At 61.5% G+C, this 18,199-nt stretch carries 17 protein-coding genes and 2 tRNA genes; 8 read left to right on the top strand and 11 right to left on the bottom strand.

Annotated elements, in window-relative coordinates; translation table 11 throughout:
* Position 1: 1 nt before the first annotated feature.
* Positions 2-2,014: a transketolase gene (tkt, locus tag AB433_RS07840; protein WP_047820592.1), complete on the bottom strand. Its 2,013-nt coding sequence runs from the start codon at positions 2,012-2,014 to the stop codon at positions 2-4.
* 255 nt (positions 2,015-2,269) lie between these two features.
* Between tkt and AB433_RS07835 the strand changes: the two genes are divergently transcribed.
* The 4 genes from AB433_RS07835 (at position 2,270) to AB433_RS07820 (ending at position 3,950) form a co-directional block, all read left to right on the top strand.
* Complete coding sequence (locus AB433_RS07835; RefSeq protein ID WP_047820591.1) at positions 2,270-2,479, top strand: hypothetical protein; 210 nt, start codon at positions 2,270-2,272, stop codon at positions 2,477-2,479.
* Positions 2,479-2,799 (top strand): cell division protein ZapA, encoded by a 321-nt coding sequence (locus AB433_RS07830; protein WP_047820590.1) that lies wholly within the window; start codon positions 2,479-2,481, stop codon positions 2,797-2,799. The genes AB433_RS07835 and AB433_RS07830 overlap by 1 nt, the downstream gene beginning before the upstream one ends.
* A 339-nt stretch (positions 2,800-3,138) precedes the next feature.
* Positions 3,139-3,723 carry a 5-formyltetrahydrofolate cyclo-ligase gene (locus tag AB433_RS07825; protein WP_047823602.1) on the top strand — a complete coding sequence of 195 codons (585 nt, stop codon included), beginning with the start codon at positions 3,139-3,141 and terminating at the stop codon, positions 3,721-3,723.
* A complete protein-coding gene (locus tag AB433_RS07820; RefSeq protein ID WP_047820589.1) occupies positions 3,720-3,950 on the top strand; it encodes a DUF2842 domain-containing protein in 231 nt (76 codons plus the stop codon). The genes AB433_RS07825 and AB433_RS07820 overlap by 4 nt, the downstream gene beginning before the upstream one ends.
* A 58-nt stretch (positions 3,951-4,008) precedes the next feature.
* Here the strand turns inward: AB433_RS07820 and AB433_RS07815 are convergent.
* Both AB433_RS07815 and thyA read right to left on the bottom strand, forming a co-directional pair.
* A tRNA-Asp gene (locus AB433_RS07815) sits at positions 4,009-4,085 on the bottom strand.
* An 85-nt stretch (positions 4,086-4,170) separates the two neighbouring features.
* Positions 4,171-5,124, bottom strand: coding sequence for a thymidylate synthase (gene thyA, locus AB433_RS07810; RefSeq protein ID WP_047820588.1), 954 nt, complete (start codon positions 5,122-5,124; stop codon positions 4,171-4,173).
* A gap of 188 nt (positions 5,125-5,312) precedes the next feature.
* Here thyA and AB433_RS07805 point away from each other — a divergent pair.
* From AB433_RS07805 to AB433_RS07795, 3 genes are all read left to right on the top strand, one after another.
* Positions 5,313-5,389, top strand: a tRNA-Pro gene (locus AB433_RS07805).
* Between the two features lie 119 nt (positions 5,390-5,508).
* Positions 5,509-7,290 carry a DEAD/DEAH box helicase gene (locus AB433_RS07800; RefSeq protein WP_047820587.1) on the top strand — a complete coding sequence of 594 codons (1,782 nt, stop codon included), beginning with the start codon at positions 5,509-5,511 and terminating at the stop codon, positions 7,288-7,290.
* Between the two features lie 300 nt (positions 7,291-7,590).
* On the top strand, positions 7,591-8,469 hold the full coding sequence (locus AB433_RS07795) for an alpha/beta hydrolase fold domain-containing protein (protein WP_053059051.1): 879 nt from the start codon (positions 7,591-7,593) through the stop codon (positions 8,467-8,469).
* Between the two features lie 15 nt (positions 8,470-8,484).
* Here AB433_RS07795 and AB433_RS07790 read toward each other — a convergent pair whose 3' ends face one another.
* The 3 genes from AB433_RS07790 to AB433_RS07780 form a co-directional block, all read right to left on the bottom strand.
* The gene (locus AB433_RS07790; RefSeq protein WP_053059050.1) at positions 8,485-9,390 is read right to left on the bottom strand and encodes an acyl-CoA thioesterase; all 906 of its coding nucleotides are present in this window, start codon (positions 9,388-9,390) and stop codon (positions 8,485-8,487) included.
* 166 nt (positions 9,391-9,556) lie between these two features.
* The gene (locus AB433_RS07785; protein ID WP_047820586.1) at positions 9,557-10,438 is read right to left on the bottom strand and encodes a metal-dependent hydrolase; all 882 of its coding nucleotides are present in this window, start codon (positions 10,436-10,438) and stop codon (positions 9,557-9,559) included.
* Between the two features lie 45 nt (positions 10,439-10,483).
* Positions 10,484-11,626: an epoxide hydrolase family protein gene (locus AB433_RS07780; protein WP_047820585.1), complete on the bottom strand. Its 1,143-nt coding sequence runs from the start codon at positions 11,624-11,626 to the stop codon at positions 10,484-10,486.
* A gap of 200 nt (positions 11,627-11,826) precedes the next feature.
* On the opposite strand from AB433_RS07780, the gene AB433_RS07775 reads away from it, so the two are divergent.
* On the top strand, positions 11,827-12,522 hold the full coding sequence (locus AB433_RS07775) for a TetR/AcrR family transcriptional regulator (RefSeq protein ID WP_047820584.1): 696 nt from the start codon (positions 11,827-11,829) through the stop codon (positions 12,520-12,522).
* Positions 12,523-12,555: 33 nt separating this feature from the next.
* Here AB433_RS07775 and AB433_RS20800 read toward each other — a convergent pair whose 3' ends face one another.
* From AB433_RS20800 to AB433_RS07750, 5 genes are all read right to left on the bottom strand, one after another.
* Positions 12,556-13,257: a DUF6878 family protein gene (locus AB433_RS20800; protein ID WP_169749319.1), complete on the bottom strand. Its 702-nt coding sequence runs from the start codon at positions 13,255-13,257 to the stop codon at positions 12,556-12,558.
* Positions 13,258-13,374: 117 nt separating this feature from the next.
* Complete coding sequence (locus AB433_RS07765; protein ID WP_047820583.1) at positions 13,375-14,328, bottom strand: DUF2493 domain-containing protein; 954 nt, start codon at positions 14,326-14,328, stop codon at positions 13,375-13,377.
* A 300-nt stretch (positions 14,329-14,628) separates the two neighbouring features.
* On the bottom strand, positions 14,629-15,051 hold the full coding sequence (locus AB433_RS07760; RefSeq protein WP_047823594.1) for a hypothetical protein: 423 nt from the start codon (positions 15,049-15,051) through the stop codon (positions 14,629-14,631).
* Positions 15,052-15,062: 11 nt separating this feature from the next.
* Positions 15,063-16,004, bottom strand: coding sequence for an ArdC family protein (locus AB433_RS07755; protein ID WP_047820582.1), 942 nt, complete (start codon positions 16,002-16,004; stop codon positions 15,063-15,065).
* Positions 16,005-16,159: 155 nt separating this feature from the next.
* Positions 16,160-18,148: a ParB/RepB/Spo0J family partition protein gene (locus AB433_RS07750; RefSeq protein ID WP_047820581.1), complete on the bottom strand. Its 1,989-nt coding sequence runs from the start codon at positions 18,146-18,148 to the stop codon at positions 16,160-16,162.
* Positions 18,149-18,199: the final 51 nt, after the last annotated feature.

The raw sequence follows: 18,199 nt of genomic DNA, 5'->3' as shown, positions 1-18,199 counted from the left end.
TTTATTCGCCTAGTTTCGCTTTGATCTGCGGCACGATCGCATCGACCGAGAACCCAAAGCGTTCGAAAAGCTGTTCCGCGGGCGCCGATGCGCCAAAGCGGTCAAGACCGATGTTGAGGCCGTTCACCACCGAACCGCCGTGCGTGAAGCGCTCCCAGCCCAGCGTCGTCCCTGCCTCGATCGAAACGCGAAGGACCGTGTCGGGTATCACTTCCTGCCTGTAGGAAGCGTCCTGCGCCTCGAACAGTTCCATGCACGGCATCGAGACGACGTCGGCGCCGATGCCGGCCACTTCGAGAGCTTTCGCAACGTCGCAGGCCAAGGCCACTTCCGAACCCGTCGCGATCAGGACGACCTTGCGCGCAGCTTCCGCCGACTTCAGGCGATAGGCACCCATGGCCGACATGTTCTTGAGCGGGGCCCAATCAGCATCACCCTCACCGCGAAGCTGCGGCAGGTTCTGGCGCGACAGGGCGAGAACCGACGGGGTGTGCGCGTTCGCCATGGCGATCGCCCAGCATTCGGCCGTTTCGATCGTATCGCACGGACGCATGACGTTGAGATTCGGGATCAGGCGCAGGCTCATCACCTGTTCCACCGGCTGGTGCGTCGGGCCGTCTTCGCCAAGGCCGATGCTGTCGTGCGTGAATACATAGGTCACGCCGACCTGCTGGAGAGCTGAGAGACGGACCGCATTGCGGCAGTAGTCCGAGAAGATCAGGAACGTGCCACCATAGGGCGCAATTCCGCCGTGCAGCGCCATACCGTTCATCGCGGCGGCCATGCCGAATTCGCGGATGCCGTAATAGACGTAGCTGCCGTCATAATTGTCGATGGTGATCGGACCCGTCGACTTGGTCTTGGTGTTGTTCGAACCCGTCAAATCGGCGCTGCCACCGATCATGTTGGGAAACGCCTCGGTCAGGGGCCCGAGCGCCATTTCGGATGCCTTGCGGGTGGCGACCTTCTTGGGCTCTGCGACAAGACCGCGGATATAGTCCTGCAGCACGGCGCCAGCGTCCGCACCTGGCAGCGTGGTCGACGCTTCATAAGCCTCGGCACGATCCTTGTCGGCTTCGTAGCGCTGATGCCATGCCTCGCGGGCGGCAGCACCGCGTTCACCGGTCTTTTTCCAGGCGGCGGCGATGTGATCGGGGATGACGAAAGGTTCGGCGGTCCAGCCGAGTTCCTTGCGCGTGGCGGCAACCTCATCCTCGCCAAGTGCCGCGCCGTGCGTCGCGCTGGTACCCTGCTTGTTGGGCGCGCCCTTACCGATGATCGTCTTGCAAGCGACCAACGATGGGCGCGGATCGGCCAGCGCCTCGTCAATGGCGCGGCGAATGTCGGCGGGATCATGCCCGTCGCAACGCACCGTGTGCCATTTGGACGCGCGATAGCGGGCTTCTACATCCTCACTAGACGACAGTTCGACCGAGCCGTCGATGGTGATGTTGTTATCGTCCCACAGCACGATCATGCGGCCAAGGCCGAGGTGTCCGGCAAGGCCGACCGCTTCGTGGTTGATGCCTTCCATCAGACAGCCGTCGCCCGCGATCACCCAGGTGCGGTGATCGACCAGATCGTCGCCGTGTTTTGCATTAAGGTGCCGCTCTGCCAGCGCCATACCGACGGCCATCGCCAAACCCTGACCCAGCGGGCCGGTCGTGCATTCCACCCCATCGAGCATGAAGTTTTCCGGGTGTCCGGCGCAGGGGCTGCCCAGCTGGCGGAAATTGCGGATCTCATCCATCGTCGGATGCGCGTAACCCGTCAGGTTCAGCAGCGCATATATAAGCATCGAGCCGTGGCCCGCCGACAGGACGAAGCGATCGCGGTCATCCCACTTCGGCGCGGCGGGGTCGAACTTCATGTAATCGCTGAACAGAACCGTGGCGACGTCGGCCATGCCCATCGGCATTCCGGGATGCCCTGAATTCGCCGCCTGCACCGCGTCCATGGAAAGTGCGCGAATAGCATTGGCCATATCGGCCAGGCTGGCGGTTTCGGTCGTCATAATCAGGTATTCCCCGTTCGAATGGCGGAGTTTCAAAGACAGGTGATTCGGTTTCGCGCGTGCATTGCGGCGCGCCCCGCCCCGCGTCAAGGTTACGGCACCGCCCGGCGCTGTCCTTGCCCGGATTATCGCATTCCGGGGCTATAAATGCCGGTTTCTGTCCAGAACCGGTTTGCGCATTGCGGCAATGGGTTGCATCGCACACCTGTGAACAGGGCCGAACTTCGGCCGGAGGGATAGTGCAGGATTTGGAATATGGCAGGATCGGATAGGCTTGAAGTGGACGGCGCGCTGGAAAGGCTGGATGCTGCGCTTTCAAGGCTGGAGGCGGCGGTGGTGCGCCCGCGTAAAGACGACGGCGAATTGCACGACCTGAAACGCGCGCACGAGGCGATGCGCGCAAAGGTTGGCCATGCGTTGGCCGACCTTGACGGTTTGCTCGAAGAATTCGGGAGTCACGGCTGATGGCAAACCTCGATCTCGACATTGGCGGCCGCCGCTTTGCCGTTTCGTGCGAACCGGGCGAGGAAGACCACCTCTTCCAGCTGGGCCGCATGGTCGACACCCGCGTCCGCGATGCCCGCGCCGTGGGCCAGACCGAACCGCGCATGCTGCTCATCGGCGCCTTGCTGTTAGCGGACGAGCTTTCGGCCATGCGCGATGGCGATACCGGGCCGACGATCAACCGCGATGAAGACAAGGCGATGGCCAAGCGGATCGATTCGATCACGCAGCGTATCGAAAATATCGCGCGGCACCTTGAGGGTGTGGACGCGCATCCCTAAGTTTGGGGCGGCGGGTTCTGCCCGGCACGAACCGACAGAACATCCCTGAGGCTATAACCAATCCTAGGGGGCTGTCCCTTGGCCGGCTCGTGGGCCGGCTGAAACGGCCTCCACCTGATGCTTAGGCGTCAGAGGATTTCATACGGGAAACGACCCACGGTGGGCCCGCCACTCGGTTGCACCGGTCTTTGCGCCCATGCCGGGCTGCAAACGGCGGCTTTCTGCGCTTCGGTGCTCGCGACCAGCCGGTCGCTGCGCTCCGGTTCTCGAAATCCGCCTTTTTCGCATCGGCCTGAACGCAAATCCCGGCGCAACCGCTGCGCTGTATGGGGGGCATTCTTGGATAAGCGGGCATTGCGGGAACGGTTGCGGAAAGTTCGGCGGGAGCATGTTGCTTCGCTGGACGATACGACGCGGGCGTTGTTGTTTCGGCGACCACCTTCGCCGGTTATGGCGATGGTGCCGGATGGTGCGGTTATCGGACTCTACCATGCCCTGCCGACAGAGGCTTCGGCGGCGGGGTATGCGCGGTTCCTATCCGAAAAAGGCCATGTGATCGCGCTGCCCCGGTTTGCGGACCGCGATGCGCCGATGGAGTTTGCCGCATGGTCGGACCCTTGGGGCGATGCCGATCTGGCGGTCGGGCCGTTCGGGATGTTGCAGCCTGACGCCGAAGCTGACCTTTTAACCCCCGACATCGTTTTTGTACCGCTTGTCGGCTTTACCGCCAGCGGGGCGCGTCTTGGCCAAGGGGCCGGACATTACGACCGTTGGCTGGCCAGAAACCCGGCTGCCGTACCCATCGGGATGGCGTGGGACGCGCAAAGGGTGGACCTTCTGCCTTTGGAACCGCATGACAGGCCCATGGCCGCTATCGTCACCCCCACCCGCCTCTATGGCCCTTTTTCGGAGCGAGAGGCATGAGCCAGCCCGACTGGAAACCTACCTGGCGCAAGCCTGTCGGCATTCTGCTGCTGATGGCATTTCTGACGCTTTATGCCATCCTGGCCGTATCGTTGATCGAACCGATTTCGCGCTGGCACGTGTTGTTGCAGGTGCCGGTCTATCTGGTGCTGGGGATCGTCTGGCTTCTGCCGCTGAAACGCTTTCTGATTTGGATGGAAACCGGGCGCTGGTCAGCACCCGAATAAATCGCCCTGCCGGAAACGAAAAAAGGCCCGCATTTCTGCGGGCCTTTTCTTTCCCAAGTGGCGCGAGTGACGGGACTTGAACCCGCGACCCTCGGCGTGACAGGCCGATACTCTAACCAACTGAGCTACACCCGCGCATTTAAGCGTCTGTGCCGCTTGGGAGCCGCGCATCTAGTAGAGGGTTTTCGGACTGTCAACGCCCTTCCCTCTGCTTTTTTGATCAAACCGCAACAGGCGCGGAAATGTGCGCCTGCGGGGCGTAATCGGAAACTGCGAAATCCTCTATCCGATAGGCGAAAATCGAATCGGGCTTGCGCAAAATCGCCAGGCGCGGCGAACCCGATGGGGTGCGCTGCAACTGTTCGGTCACCAGCGCCTCGTGATTCAGGTAAAGGTGAACGTCGCCGCCCATCCAGACGAATTCACCCGGTTCCAGCCCGACCTGCTGCGCCAGCATCACCTGCAGCAGTGCCGCCGACCACAAATTGAACGGCAGGCCCAGCGCAACGTCGCAGCTGCGCTGGAACATCAGGCCGTTGAGTTTCCCGTCGGCAACATGAAACTGATAGGTCTTGTGGCACGGCGGCAGGGCCATCGCGTCGAGTTCCGCCACATTCCAGCCTTCGAGGATATGCCGTCGACTGCCGGGATTGTCGCGCAGGCTGTTAACCAGATCGGCGACCTGATTGATCCCCTCGCCCTTACGAAAGAGCCCGTCGCCCACAGGAACATAAGTCGGCCAATCGACCCACTGCTTGCCATAGACCGGCCCCAGATCGCCCCAGCGGGCCGCAAAAGCCGCGTCATCGGCAATTCGCGCGATGAAATCGTTCAGCGAAATTTCCTCGCCCGTCTCGCGAACATAGGCCGCGTGGGGCCATTCGTTCCAGATACCGACACGCTGTTCGACCAACGGGCGAATGTTCGTCTCGCCCGTCAGGAACCATAGGAGTTCACGCGTGGCGGTCTTCCAATAGACCCGCTTGGTGGTGATCAGCGGCATCTGACCGCCGGAAAGATCGAACCGCATCGATTCGCCGAACAATGACCGCGTGCCGACCCCTGTACGGTCGCGCCGTTCCGATCCGCCTTCCCAGATGCGGCGCATCAGGGACAGGTACTGGTCTTCGTAATGGGCCGTGTGGGCCGGGCGATCTGCAAGCTGGCTGGCCATGCGATGCACTCTAACCGAACGGCCGCCCCGGCGGTAGGCATACCACAGCAAAACACGGGGAAATCGCCAGTTTGCTTGGGCCACGGAAAAACCTTTGCAACCCCGCTTGCCAGTCAGGCAAGACCCCCTTATAGGCGCGCACCTGCCTCGCCGCGGAGTTGTTCGCAACTTGGCGGCAGACCATCGGTCGGGGAGTAGCTCAGCCTGGTAGAGCACTGTCTTCGGGAGGCAGGGGCCGGAGGTTCGAATCCTCTCTCCCCGACCAACTTATTATAAATTCGACCGCTCCGTTCAGTGTGTAGCCTTTGAGCCCGCGCGCTATGGCCATCGACAGGGTATATTCCTTGGCCAGCAACGCGCGATCCGTTTCAAAGGTACGATTTCATGAACGCGACCAACATCCCCACCGGCCTGCAAGATGCTCTGTCTCAGCGCGGCTATACCGATCTGACCCCCGTGCAATCCGCGGTTCTGGAGCAGGAGGCAATCGGGCGCGACCTGATCGTTTCGGCCCAGACCGGTTCGGGCAAGACCGTGGCATTCGGCCTGTCGATGGCGGCGGATTTGCTCGACGAGAACGAGCGACTGCACCGCGCGCACGGCCCGCTGGCGCTGGTGATCGCGCCGACCCGCGAACTGGCGCTTCAGGTCAGCCGCGAACTGGCGTGGCTCTATGAAAAGGCCGGCGGACGCATTGCGACTTGCGTTGGCGGGATGAACCCGTCGCAGGAACGCCGCGTTCTGCAATCGGGCGCCGATATCGTCGTCGGCACGCCGGGACGTTTGCGCGACCATCTGGAACGCGGCGCGCTCGACCTGTCGAAGCTGAAGGCCGTGGTGCTCGACGAAGCGGATGAGATGCTCGACATGGGGTTTCGCGAGGAGCTGGAAGAAATCCTCGACGCGACGCCCGATGATCGCCGCACGCTGTTGTTCTCGGCAACCATGCCCCGTCCGATCGAGGCAATGGCGCAGCGTTACCAACACAAATCGCTGCGCATCACGACCATCGGTAAAGAGCGCGGGCACGGCGACATCTCTTACCAGGCGGTGACGGTTTCCCCGCCGGAGATTGAGAACGCCGTGGTCAACCTGCTACGCTATCACGAGGCAGAGACCGCGATCCTGTTCTGCGCAACGCGCGAAAAGGTCCGCCATCTGCACGCAACCTTGCAAGAACGTGGATTTGCCGTCGTCGCGCTGTCAGGCGAACATTCCCAGTCAGAACGAAATCAGGCGTTGCAAGCGCTCCGCGACCGGCGCGCGCGGGTCTGCGTTGCCACTGATGTGGCGGCGCGCGGGATTGACCTGCCGACGCTAAGCCTGGTGATCCATGTCGAAGTGCCGCGCGATGCGGAAACGCTGCAACACCGCTCGGGCCGCACCGGGCGCGCAGGTAAAAAGGGCACCGCCGTGCTTATCGTGCCGTTCTCGCGGCGCAGGCGAGTGGAATCGATGCTGAAACACGCGCGGATCGAAGCGCAGTGGACCGAAGCGCCTGACCGCGACGCGATCCGTGCAAAAGACCACGATCGTCTCCTTGGCAAGCTGTTGGAGCCGGTGGAAATCGACGACCGCGATCGCGCACTGGCCGACCGTCTGCTGGCAGAGCGCAGCCCGCAGGAAATCGCGGCCATGCTGGTGCAGGCGCACCGGGCGAAGATGCCCGAACCCGAAGACCTGATCACCAATACACCTGAGGCACGGCGCGAGGCGCAAAAAGAGCGGCATCGCCCCGGCTTTGAAGACACCGTCTGGTTCAGGATGGACATCGGACGACGCCAGAACGCCGATCCGCGCTGGGTGCTGCCGCTCATCTGCCGCCGCGGGCATGTTTCGCGCAACGAGATCGGCGCGATCCGTATCGGCCAGCACGAAACCTTCTTCCAGATTCCACGCAACGTCGCCGACAAGTTCGCCGCATCGGCCGCGCGCCCGTCGGACGACGATGGCGACAACGTCCAGATCGAGCAATCGGCGGAAGGCCCCGGCGAAACCGCGCAGTTTCCGCGCCGCAAGCACGCCGGATCGCGTGACAATGCCAGCGGACCGCACGGCAAGCCCAAGCGTTTCCACGCGAAAGGCGGCAAACATCAGCCGCGAAACGCGGGTCCGAAAACCGACTTCAAACGCGCAGGACGCAAGCCGAAGCGGCCTGGAAAATGAAGCGCGAGCAAAGGTGCGCGAGGGTCGACATCCGGTTTGGCTTCGTTAATCAGTGGTAGCGGAGAAGCAACCATCCGCCAATCAATATACCATTTGTTTCCAATAGATTATACCTCTACCGGTGAACAGACACCCCCGTTGCTACTCCCAATAAATCTACGTTTGCACTTCTCCGAATACAGATGTGATCATTGGATCACGCCCTATAGCCGCTATGGTCCGCCTAGTATTATATCGTATTTCGCCAACGACACAGTACCGCCCGGCCTCACGCTTAATCGCAGCAATAGGAGTAGGTGTGTGGTTCGCAAGGCAAGCATATTTCGCGACGAACCGCCGGCCCTGCGCGCGGGCATCGAAGCGACGGAAGAACAGCGAACTTTTCGAGCAGGAATTCCGATCCCGGAAGGTGCCGGTGACGTAAGTTGGGAGATCGCCGCAAACGTCGATTGCCTGGTTGCGAGCGTGCCACAGCCCAGATGCAGAATCGTCCACATGCATGGCGGCGGCTATTTCTGCGGTAGCGCGGCCCATTACGCCGAATTCGCGACTCGCCTTGCCCAAGCGATTGAAGCTGAAATCTGGGTGCCGGACTATTGCCTCGCGCCGGAAAATCCTTTCCCGGCCGCCGTCCGCCAAATGATCGCCGTGATAGACGTGCTGGCTGACCATCCCTGTCCGCTGCCAATCTTCCTGTCCGGCGATTCCGCTGGTGGCGGCCTGGCCCTGGCCCTTGCATCGATCATGCGGCGCCCACTTCCGGTCGCTGGCATCCTGATGTTGTCGCCATGGGTAGACATGACGATAACATCGGACGGCTACAGCCGGTGCGCCCAAAGTGACCTGCTGTTCTCGCAGGAGGCGGCCGAGAACGCGGCGAAGTGGTACCTGCAAGGCGAGGATTCCCGGCACCCGCTCGCCTCGCCCTTGTTCGCGGATCTGAGTGGCTTACCCCCGGTGACGATCCTTGTCGCCTCTGACGAGGTTCTCGCGGATGACGCGCTCGCCCTGGCAAACCGCATGCTCGTGTCGGGCGTGCAGTTCCAACTGGTCGCGGTCCCGGGTGTTGCTCATGTCTGGCCGGTTCTGAACCCGGATTCGGTCGCCAGTATCGATGCAGACAGAACCTTGCGCCACTTCGTGGACCTCGCGCTGGAAGGCCGCCAGCCGTTACGTTAGGTGCAACCGCGCCCGTCAACGCATCGCACGGTCGCGCATAAGGCATTCCTGCGCCGCGCTTGCGACCAGATGGCCGTCGGAAACGAATATCGATGCTCGCGCCAAACCGCGGCCTTCGCCCGCCCATGGGCTGTCGATTACGGTCAGCAACCATTCGTCCGCACGAACATCGCGGTGGAACCACAAGCTGTGGTCAAGACTGGCCACCTGGATGTCGAACGGGATATGCGGCTTGGCCGCCGTCGCAATCATCGCCAGGTCGCTGGCATAGGCCACGATCGCGCGGTGCATCCATTGCGGCGCCTCCACATCGTTCGCGGCACGGAACCAGAACCTGATCCGAGCAGATCGATCATCGTCCGGCATGTAGGGAAGCGCGCCGACAGGCCGCAACTCGATCGGGGAGTTGCGCATGTAGAAATACCATCGATCCTTCTGTCCAGCGTCGGGATGGCGGCTCACGGCCACATGCACAGGATCCAGCTCTTCCGGCTGCGGAACTGCCGCCATGGCCAGTTGGTGATGGTGCCCCCTGGACAATCGCGAGAAAGACGCGACGAGGTTGAGGAGAACCTGACCTTGCTGCGTCGCGATGACGCGGCGGTTCGCGAAATTGCCCCCGTCGAAATCGCTCTCGACCGAATAGTCGATCTCGTAGTCTTCAATCCCCCCGCGAAGGAAGTAGGCATGCAGCGAATGGACAGAGCGGTCGCCCGGCACCGTTTTGCTGGCCGCTGCGAGAGCCTGGGCTACGACTTGGCCGCCATAGATGCGCCCGGTACCGCCGATCTTGCGCCGACCGCGAAACAGTCCTTGGGAAACGGGCGCGACGTCAAGCAGGTCGACTATGTCCGTCTCCTGCCGCGGATCGTCAAGCGACGCATGGAAGTCGCGGTCCGAACCTTCATGCCGATCAGTCATGCACACGTCCTACAGGATAAAGCGAGGCGTCGAGCGCACTCGACGATGCCGGTTGTCGTTGACCGCATCAATCCACAATGTCGCCCGTAAGCGGAATACGGTGCAGCCGGATACGCGGCATTCGCAATATGCGGCAAGCCCCCGCCCCGTCCTCAGACTGCCTCGATCAGGCTTGTATTGCTGCCGCCGCCCCTGAAACTGACGACGATGGCGACTGGGTCCGTGCAGGCTTGATCCATGCGGCATCGATGGTGCTTTCCACCTTCTTCCAGCGCGTCGGCACCGGCAGGTCATGCGGACGGTACGACGGTGACAGAACCTTGAGCAGGTTACCGAGAATGCTTTTGGCGAGCATCCTGCTTACCCCTTTCTCGCGCTTCTTCGATGCCTTGCACTCGGCCTCGGTCATGCCCGCGCGATCAGTCTCAAGCAGGTACTTCTTCACCTTTCCGGCATATTTTCCAAAGAAATACAGCTGGTAGAAAAATGCATAGATCCGCATCCAGTAACCACCGTGAATCCGCTTGAAAACGTCGTAGCACACGTGACGGTGTTCGAATTCCTCCAGAAGATGCCACCGGAACATCATCTCCATGTTGGGATCGGACCCTTCCAGATAGGGATCCAGGCTGTCTCCGCACCATGACATGGCCGATGCCGGCCCAAGCGTTTCGAACCCTTCGCAGTAGGCGGTAAGGAAAGCGAGTGACTTGGTCTCAAACAGGCGCTGATAGTGCGCTTCGATCTCGCGCTCCAGTTCCGGAATACGGTCGTAGCCGTCCCTCACCAGCACGGCATTTGCAGCCTCATGTGCAGCCGTATGACAGGATTCCTGCTTGATGAAGGTCTTGATATCTGCGCGCAAGGCAACTGAGGCGGGATCGTCGCCGTGGATCTCCTTACGCGCCTTGGCCATCACGCGGTTCAGGAACTTTTCGAGCGCAGGAATGCCGAGAGAGGCAGCATTCTGCGTCTGCGCGAACTCTACATTGCGCGCCCAATGAGCGCGAGTGTTGGAAAAGTCGAAATCAGGTTGCCGAACGCGCATGGTCAATCTCTTTCCTTAATCATCAAATACGGCAGGAGAGCGGCTTCATCGCAATTGGCGGAAGCTGTTCCTGACTTCCTGCGCAAAAATGTCCGGTCGCTCCCACGCTGCGAAATGGCCGCCCGTCGTCTGCTCGCTCCACCAGATGATGTTGGCGTAGGAACGTTCGACCCAACGGCGCGACGCATTCAGAATGTCGCCCGGAAACTGGGTGATCCCGGTCGGCATGTTGACAACCTCTGAGCCCGCGGGCGTCACTCGGTTCTCCCAATAGAACCGGGCGGATGACGTGGCGGTTCCAGTGAGCCAGTAGAGGGTGATGTTGTCCAGCATCTCGTCCACGGTCAGGATGCTCGCCACGTCACCGTCGTTATCGGTCCATTCCTGCAACTTCTCGTATACCCACGCCGCCAGACCGACGGGACTGTCGTTGAGCGCATAGCCGAGGGTCTGCGGACGAGTGGACTGCTCCTTCGCATAGCCGCTGCCCTCGTCCTGATAGAACTTGGCTTTGCCCAGCATCGCTTGTTCCTGCTGCGTCAAGGTCGCCATGTCCTCCGCGGTCGGCGGGACGAATGCGAGGTTGAGGTGAATGCCAAGGCATCCTGGCGCTTGTTTTGCGCCAAGCACCCGCGTCACCACGCTGCCCCAGTCGCCACCCTGCGCCACCCAGCGGTCATAACCGAGACGCTGCATGAGAGTGGCCCATGCCGCCGCGGTCCGATCAGGACCCCAGCCCTGCTCTGCCGGCTTGTCGGAAAATCCGTATCCGGGCAGCGAGGGCAGTACGAGGTGAAAGGCGTCCTTCGCGTCGCCACCATGAGCGACGGGATTGGTCAAAGGGCCGATCAACTTGACGAATTCGAGGACCGATCCCGGCCAGCCATGCGTCATTATCATCGGCAAGGCATCGGGCTCTGGCGAGCGAACATGCAGGAAATGGATGCCCAGTCCGTCTACATTCGTACGATACTGGCCAAGGCCGTTGAGCATACTCTCGCACCGGCGCCAATCATAGCCGTTGGCCCAATAGTCGCAAAGCGAGCGCATCCTGTTGAGCGGCACGCCCTGCCCCCAGTCGCGGACTGTTGCGGCCTCAGGCCACCGCGTGCGGATCAACCTTTCATGCAGGTCGTCCAGCTCTGACTGCGGGACGTCGATCTGAAACGGGACAACGGCTTCAGTCATGGCAAATGCAATCTCTCCAACCCGTCGATCGAACCAAGCGACATTTTGATTGCCCCAGGCACCAATATAGTCTGAAGCGGCAATCCATCTACGTTCCAGAATATGGAACGGTTTTTATTTTGCATTCCATTGGCAATAAAGGCAACCATAATTTTGCTTGTCGAGCAGCCTGTGGCACGGTCGAACGGAGGTGAAATGACATGAATGCATCGCTTGCCGCCGGACAATCGGCCCCGACATCGAATTTTGACGCCGAGGAAGTCGCCTTCATCGCATCGATCCAGCAAGCCGTCGAAGAACGCGGGCTCGACAACGTCACCCTCGACGATATCGTTCGCCATTCCGGCATTGCGCGGACCACGTTGTACCGCAGGCACGGCGGCCGCGATTCCATCATGGCTGCATTTCTGCGGCAACGGCTGTCGGCGGATATCGAAGAATGCCGAAAGCTTGCCATCAGCCCCGCACCATTCGTCGAGCGGATCGAGCAGCTGATCGTCTTCGCCATTCTGGCAGCGCATCGCCACGCTTGGCTTCAACGCGAACTGGAACGCGGCCTGTCGGATCCGTCTCTCGACCTGCTTGCCTCGGCGATGAAGGATGCATCCGATCAGACCCTGGCCCCACTCTTACGGCAGGCCAAAGCCGACGGAATATGCCGATGCCCCGCACCGTTCGAGGAACTGCACCGCTGGTTACTCGTGCAGATATTCGAACTCAGCCGCAGACATTTCGCGACGAACGACGAAGCTTGCCGCGTTGTGCGGACGTTCGTCATGCCCGTTCTGGCGCTGAACGCGGCCAGCACGGAAACCGACGACAAGATCGATTTCATCTATCGCCGGTTGCTCGAGATCGAGAAAGCGACACGGCAGGGATCGCAGCCTTGCCCATAAGCCGGCCCTAGCCCCGACTTCCGGCTTGTATCTTTAGTTCAGATTACCAACCGTTCGCTCGATCACTTCGCGGGCATCGAGCAACTTGCTTTCGAGCCAGCCGATCTCGTCGAAGCCTTCCCCGCCCGTGGCATTGATGAGGTCGACCAGGATTCGCGCTTCGATCTGTCGCACGGCCGGGCTCTCGCCAGCAGCAGCGATGGCCAGCTCGATCATGTGCAGCGCCTGTTCGAGCGCGCCCTGGGCGCGCAGCTCCTCGGCCTTGGCGGCAAGCGCGTCGGGCCCGCCGAGCATCTTGGCCAGGATCGGGCCAATGGAAACTCCTGGGCTGGCGTAGAGTTCGGACGTCAGATCCTGCCGGAACCAGCCGGTATATTCTTCCCAGATGCTCCGTACGTACCAACGGGTGGGACCGCGACCCAGGCGCGAAAGCCTGAGATCCGCAGGTAATTCGACGAGGGCGGAATTGAGGCTCTGGTCGTCGCCTTCTCCAGCACAGTCGATCGTCACTTCGGGACACGGAACACTCGCCCCGCCGACGTCAGAGAAGACGCATTCTTCGACCGCACCGCTGTCGCCGCACCCATCGAAACGGATTTCTACGCGGGCAATTTCGGCATTGCGCAGCGGGGCAATGATAGCTGCCTTGAGCCGTTGGATTTCACTTTGTGCCTGCGCCGCGCGCTCGGCCTGGCGGACAGCAAAATCCGCCATGATCGCCTGAAAATCAGTCATCAGATTTCTCCTGCAATGTGAGGGCAAGGACCGATCGTCTTGCCCACGATAACAGGCGATCTCTTTCCTCTGACGGCCTGCGCCAGCGCCGATGGCGCTGGCGCGATGCCGGACGCATCAGTCGGTATCCTGAGCCGCGCGCTTGGGAGAAGTTCCAAGCGGACCGCGGCGATCAACGACGGTAATCCGACGGGATTTGGCTTCGATGACGAGGCGCTCCAGGACCCCGTTTCCGGGAAAGGCGACGACATAACGGGGGTCGAGCGAGAGCATACGCTCGTTGCGCTTGAAGCCTGCGCGCGCGCCCAGGCGCATGTCGAGGGAGAAGCTGATTTGCGGGACGTTGCGTCGTTCCGCCCACGAGGATGCCAGGCGATCTACGCCCTTGGTATCACCGCCATGGACAAGCACCATGTCAGGAACCCGGTCGTGGACTTTGTCCAGAGTAGCCCAGACATTGTTGGCAAAGGTGAGCGCGTCCTGCTCGTTTGGATGGCGTGTGCGGCCACCGGCAAAGATCACCGGCGTACCTTCTGGCATGGCGGCGCGGCGCTTGGCTTCAGACCGGGCTCGGACGAACTCGCGGCCCTCCACAAGCGCGGAAGTCAGCATGGCGCTGTGATTGAAGCGCGAACTCGACACGGGCTTCCACGAGGAGCCGAATTCGTTGAGATAGAGGGCAGCCGCCACCTCGCGCATCTCTTCGAGAGCGATCATGGCCCCTTCGGCACACTGCGCACGCTCAACCTGGGTCTCGAGTTCATGGGTGTGAATTTCGGATCCATCGGCAGTGGCCAGAAGCGCTCGGACTTCGTCGGTTGCGCGGTCGACTGCGGTCGATTTCCGCGTCGCGGAACGGTGGAAGATGTTGACGAACGCCCAGCCGAGATCCTCGGCATCGGCCTCCAGCGCAGTCCCAGAGACCATCGCAAATAGATCGGACCAGACAGCTTCGAGCGTCTGGACGACCGCATCGTGGACCGGAAAATCATTGGTGGAAACCGGGGCAGGACCAATCGAAAAACCGGAAAGATCGAGGCCGGCAAGTTGGTCTGAAAATGATGAGTGCATGGGGATTGTCCTCCTGACTGGCGTGAGGCTGACGCACCCGCTCATGGCTGCGCCAGCGAGAGCCCGTCGGGGCCAGCTTGAGGCAGTCTCCGCACCCGACAGGGGAAACCCGCTTGGGCAGGCTGGCGCGGGCAGGCCAACGGCCCACAGGGCCGGGCCAACTCGGGCCTGCGCAAGCCGGGTTGCGGAAGACTGGCGGCTGGCCCAGGGCCTCTCTCGCATGGCTTCAGACCATGAGTGCACATGCAGGCTTCGTCAGTCAGGACTGGTACATGTGTTCACTCACGAGTGAGGGCGCATTCAGGCCACCCGTTTTGCGTAGACGCCCTCACCGTTCGACATGTGACCGAGGCAGACGTAGTCGCCGAACAACGCTTCAAAGCGCGAGGCGATCTGGGACAGCCAGCGTTGTGCTCTGGGCGATCTGGCCGTGCGCCAATCGGCATCCCAATAGGCGCCATCGTCGCGCTCGACGATCCACACCGCAATCAGGCCGGCGTAAACCGACACGCCGAAATCCGCATAGGCATTGCGCATGAGGATACGGTCTTCGCGGCCTCGCCAACCGTCGTGCGCGATCAGGGAAGGGAATGCCTGCCCTGCGCGCTCGCGCAGATCCTCGCGGAGCCATTCATATTCGAAGTCCCAGTCGTCGTCGTTTTCGACTTCGAGCACGGTGAAGGCGACAATGGCCCCGCTGGGATAGCTGACCGATCGGCCCATGATGCCCTCCTTCAAGCGGCCAGCGCAGCGTCGGCAGACGCTTCGTCAATATCATCGGCAGAGGTCCGTCCCCCGAGTCTGAGCAGAAGCCTTGATGCTTCCTCCGCCTTTGCGGCAGCGGTGAGAATGGCACGGTCATCCTGCTTCAGGAGCTTGAGCCAATGCTCGATATAGCTCGCATGGCTATCCAAGTGTGTGACTGGCAGACCGAGTTCAGCGCCGAGCATGGCGCTCGAAAGTTCGGCAATGAGTTCCTCGGCAGCGTAAGCTGCAGAACCAAATCGATTCTTGAGATTACGGTCGAGGCGGCTGGCATGACCGGTCCAATGCGATAGCTCGTGCGCGAGCGTCGCGTAATAGTGGTCGAAGCTTGAGAAGAGATGCAAGGGCGGCATTGTCACCCGGTCAGCCACTGGCTCATAATAGGCTTCGTCGCCCTGATGCCGCAGCACGGCCGGAATACGGGCAAAGAATGAGTCGAGTTCAGCCTGACGGCCCTCGGGTTCCACCACCTCAAGCGTCGCAGCGGGATGGAAACGCTCGGGCAGACCTTCGACCTGATCAGCATTGAAAACCGGATAGGCCTTCAGCACACGACGACTTTCGTCGGTTTTTTCGCCGGTTTCGGGTGCTTCTACTTCCTTGGTGTAGCTCTTGTAGAAGATGGCGATGGTGGATTTTTCACCCTTGCGCACCTGTGCGCCCAGTTCTTTGGCCTGATTGTAGGTCATCCAGAACGGCGAGGCGTAACCGCACATGTCGGCAACCATCCAGAGCCAGAATACATTCATGCCGCGATAAGGGATGCCGCACGCCCGCAATGGGCGCGAGACTGGCACACCGCGCCATGGCTTGATCCAGGGCTTCGTGCCGGACTCGAGGCGGGCGATGATTTCCTGGGTGATACGGGTAGCAGGCGACACTCCGCCGCTTTGTCCCTTGCGATAGGCCATGTTGGATCTCCTGAAATGGCCTGACGACAGTTCCGTCGGTCAGTGCCGGAGATCCCGGAGCCCCCTCCGCTCTCTTTCCATGAAGGAAGCGGCCCCCCGGCATGTGCCGGAGGACCGCTTCACGGTGGCGAGCAGCCGTTCCTGTCAGGAGGAGGTCAGGCGGCCAGCTCGCTCGGGGGCTGATTGTCGTCGTTGGCGACGAAATCCGCGTCGGGACTTTGCGCTTCGTTATCGGCAGGAATTCCCGGCTGGTCGGCAAAGCGCATGACTTCGGGCACCCAGGCGAGGGCCCTTTCCCGAACTTCGACCTCGGTGATGTAGGTCCCCGCGAAGACGCGCTCGGCGCTCATCGCGAGATCGCCCTTTTTCACCGATGCAAAGCGTGAGGACAGTTCCAGACCGCCAACATCGGTGAGCGCATCAAGGATGACCTGCTTCGAGACGCGGTCGAAGTAGTTTGCCGCGGTCGGACGCCACCATTGCGCCATGTCGATGCCGATCGTGCTGCCCAGATGATCCTGGAACGTGATCTGACGTTCGCCTGCCATGTTGAGGCTCGCCTCGAGTGTGCGAGCGACGACGAAGCCGAGCCATGCTGCGCGACTTTCATCAGCGAGTGTCCGAAACATCTTGAAGCGCGACGAAACGTCTTCGCCAGATCGCCAACTCTCATCGAGACCCGAGCGCAGGTCCGCAAGGGATGCGCTTGCTGGCGCATCCTTCGCTTCGAACCCGACAATCGGACCCGCGGGGACGCCGCCGCGTAGGGTCGTTGCCGCGCGTGACCGCCAGTCGTGTGTGTCGGCATCCGCGAGGGTGAAGACCATGATGTCGAGCGAAAGGCCGGGATCCGATGCCACGTGGAGCGCGAGCACGTCACGACGTTGCATCGCAAGTTCGTCGACCAGACGCTTGGAAAGCGCTGCACGGCGTTGGCCATCAATGCCGACACTCGCAACGACTTCGACGACATCTTCGTCACCAACGACTTCGATGTCGCGCTCGCCGTAGAACACCGGCTGGAGAACCGGTGTGCCGTCGCGCGAGAGAACGAGGATCATTCCGGCATCGGCCTTCAGTTCGGGTGCCAGCTCCGGGGGCTTTGCCCGAATGTCCTGGCATTCGCGCTCGATCGCTTCGATCGTCGCCTCGGCCGCAGCAATTGCTTCTTCGGCGCTGTCTTCGTCCTCAAGAATGGCCGCATGCTCGTCGTACGAGGCATCGAGCTCGTCAAGGCGGGCCAGTTCGGCGTCAGTCAAAGGAGCCGGCTCGGCTGGAAGTCGAATGAGGCCTTCGACGAGATCGTGACTGGCATAGGCGTCAAGCGTCGGCTTGACCCAGGCAAGCCCCTGCTCTGCTGCGAGCGCCTTGGCGCGCTTTTCCATCTCCTCTGCGGCGAGCGTTTCGAGAAGCGCGACATCAACCCAGGACTCGCTGTCATCGTCGTCGAAGAGTTCGCGTTCGATCCGGCCACCTGCAGCGGTATATGCGTCGCGACCGACAAGACGGGCCCGAGCATCGCTGCCGCGAACCGTGCCGGAGAGCACCATGCGCCGGATGCTGTCGGCGCTGGGCGCATAATAGCCCGAGGACGACTGTTCATAGACGCGAGCCTGAATTTCTTGATCGGAGGTCGCGCCGAAGGCTTTGGCGAGATCGAGAGTGATTTCACCGGATGCCAGAGCATCGAAGACGACGGGTGCAAGGGTCGCGAGACGCAGCCGGCCTTCGACGAAGCGGACCGTCAGTCCGAAGCGGCGCGCGACATCTTCCGTCGAGGCACCAGCATCAATAAGGGCAGCGAACGCCTGCGCTTCGTCGGCTGGATTCATCGCGAGGCGATGGAAGTTTTCGGCCAGGCTCGTTTCGACTGCGATTTCCGCATCGTCCTCAAGCACGAGGCAGGTAACCTCGTAGCCCTTCGGCAGGACTTTCTCTTCGGCAAGCGCCAGCAAGGCGCACCGGCGTCGCTCTCCGGCTTCAACCTCGAATTTGCCGCGAGCCGCAGGCCGAACGATGAGGTTCTGCAACAACCCGTGGGCTGCAATGCTCGCCTTCAGTTCGGAATCTGCGGCGGGGTCACCGTGACGGCGCACATTGCGAGGGGACTGGACCAACTTGGTCAGCGGGATCGACTTGATCATGGGACTTACTCCTGATTGCGAGCTCAAGCATCGACCATCGACGCTCCTTCG

The organism is Croceicoccus naphthovorans, from assembly GCF_001028705.1.
Classification (GTDB): domain Bacteria; phylum Pseudomonadota; class Alphaproteobacteria; order Sphingomonadales; family Sphingomonadaceae; genus Croceicoccus; species Croceicoccus naphthovorans.
The sequence above is the reverse complement of the archived record's forward strand: the minus strand, read 5'-3'. Positions and strand labels throughout refer to the sequence as shown.

Coding starts and splice junctions, on each gene's coding strand:
- tkt (WP_047820592.1), bottom strand. CDS start 2,014: ATGACGACCGAAACCGCCAGCCTGGCCGATATGGCCAATGCTATTCGC.
- AB433_RS07835 (WP_047820591.1), top strand. CDS start 2,270: ATGGCAGGATCGGATAGGCTTGAAGTGGACGGCGCGCTGGAAAGGCTG.
- AB433_RS07830 (WP_047820590.1), top strand. CDS start 2,479: ATGGCAAACCTCGATCTCGACATTGGCGGCCGCCGCTTTGCCGTTTCG.
- AB433_RS07820 (WP_047820589.1), top strand. CDS start 3,720: ATGAGCCAGCCCGACTGGAAACCTACCTGGCGCAAGCCTGTCGGCATT.
- thyA (WP_047820588.1), bottom strand. CDS start 5,124: ATGGCCAGCCAGCTTGCAGATCGCCCGGCCCACACGGCCCATTACGAA.
- AB433_RS07800 (WP_047820587.1), top strand. CDS start 5,509: ATGAACGCGACCAACATCCCCACCGGCCTGCAAGATGCTCTGTCTCAG.
- AB433_RS07790 (WP_053059050.1), bottom strand. CDS start 9,390: ATGACTGATCGGCATGAAGGTTCGGACCGCGACTTCCATGCGTCGCTT.
- AB433_RS07785 (WP_047820586.1), bottom strand. CDS start 10,438: ATGCGCGTTCGGCAACCTGATTTCGACTTTTCCAACACTCGCGCTCAT.
- AB433_RS07780 (WP_047820585.1), bottom strand. CDS start 11,626: ATGACTGAAGCCGTTGTCCCGTTTCAGATCGACGTCCCGCAGTCAGAG.
- AB433_RS07775 (WP_047820584.1), top strand. CDS start 11,827: ATGAATGCATCGCTTGCCGCCGGACAATCGGCCCCGACATCGAATTTT.
- AB433_RS20800 (WP_169749319.1), bottom strand. CDS start 13,257: ATGACTGATTTTCAGGCGATCATGGCGGATTTTGCTGTCCGCCAGGCC.
- AB433_RS07765 (WP_047820583.1), bottom strand. CDS start 14,328: ATGCACTCATCATTTTCAGACCAACTTGCCGGCCTCGATCTTTCCGGT.
- AB433_RS07760 (WP_047823594.1), bottom strand. CDS start 15,051: ATGGGCCGATCGGTCAGCTATCCCAGCGGGGCCATTGTCGCCTTCACC.
- AB433_RS07755 (WP_047820582.1), bottom strand. CDS start 16,004: ATGGCCTATCGCAAGGGACAAAGCGGCGGAGTGTCGCCTGCTACCCGT.
- AB433_RS07750 (WP_047820581.1), bottom strand. CDS start 18,148: ATGATCAAGTCGATCCCGCTGACCAAGTTGGTCCAGTCCCCTCGCAAT.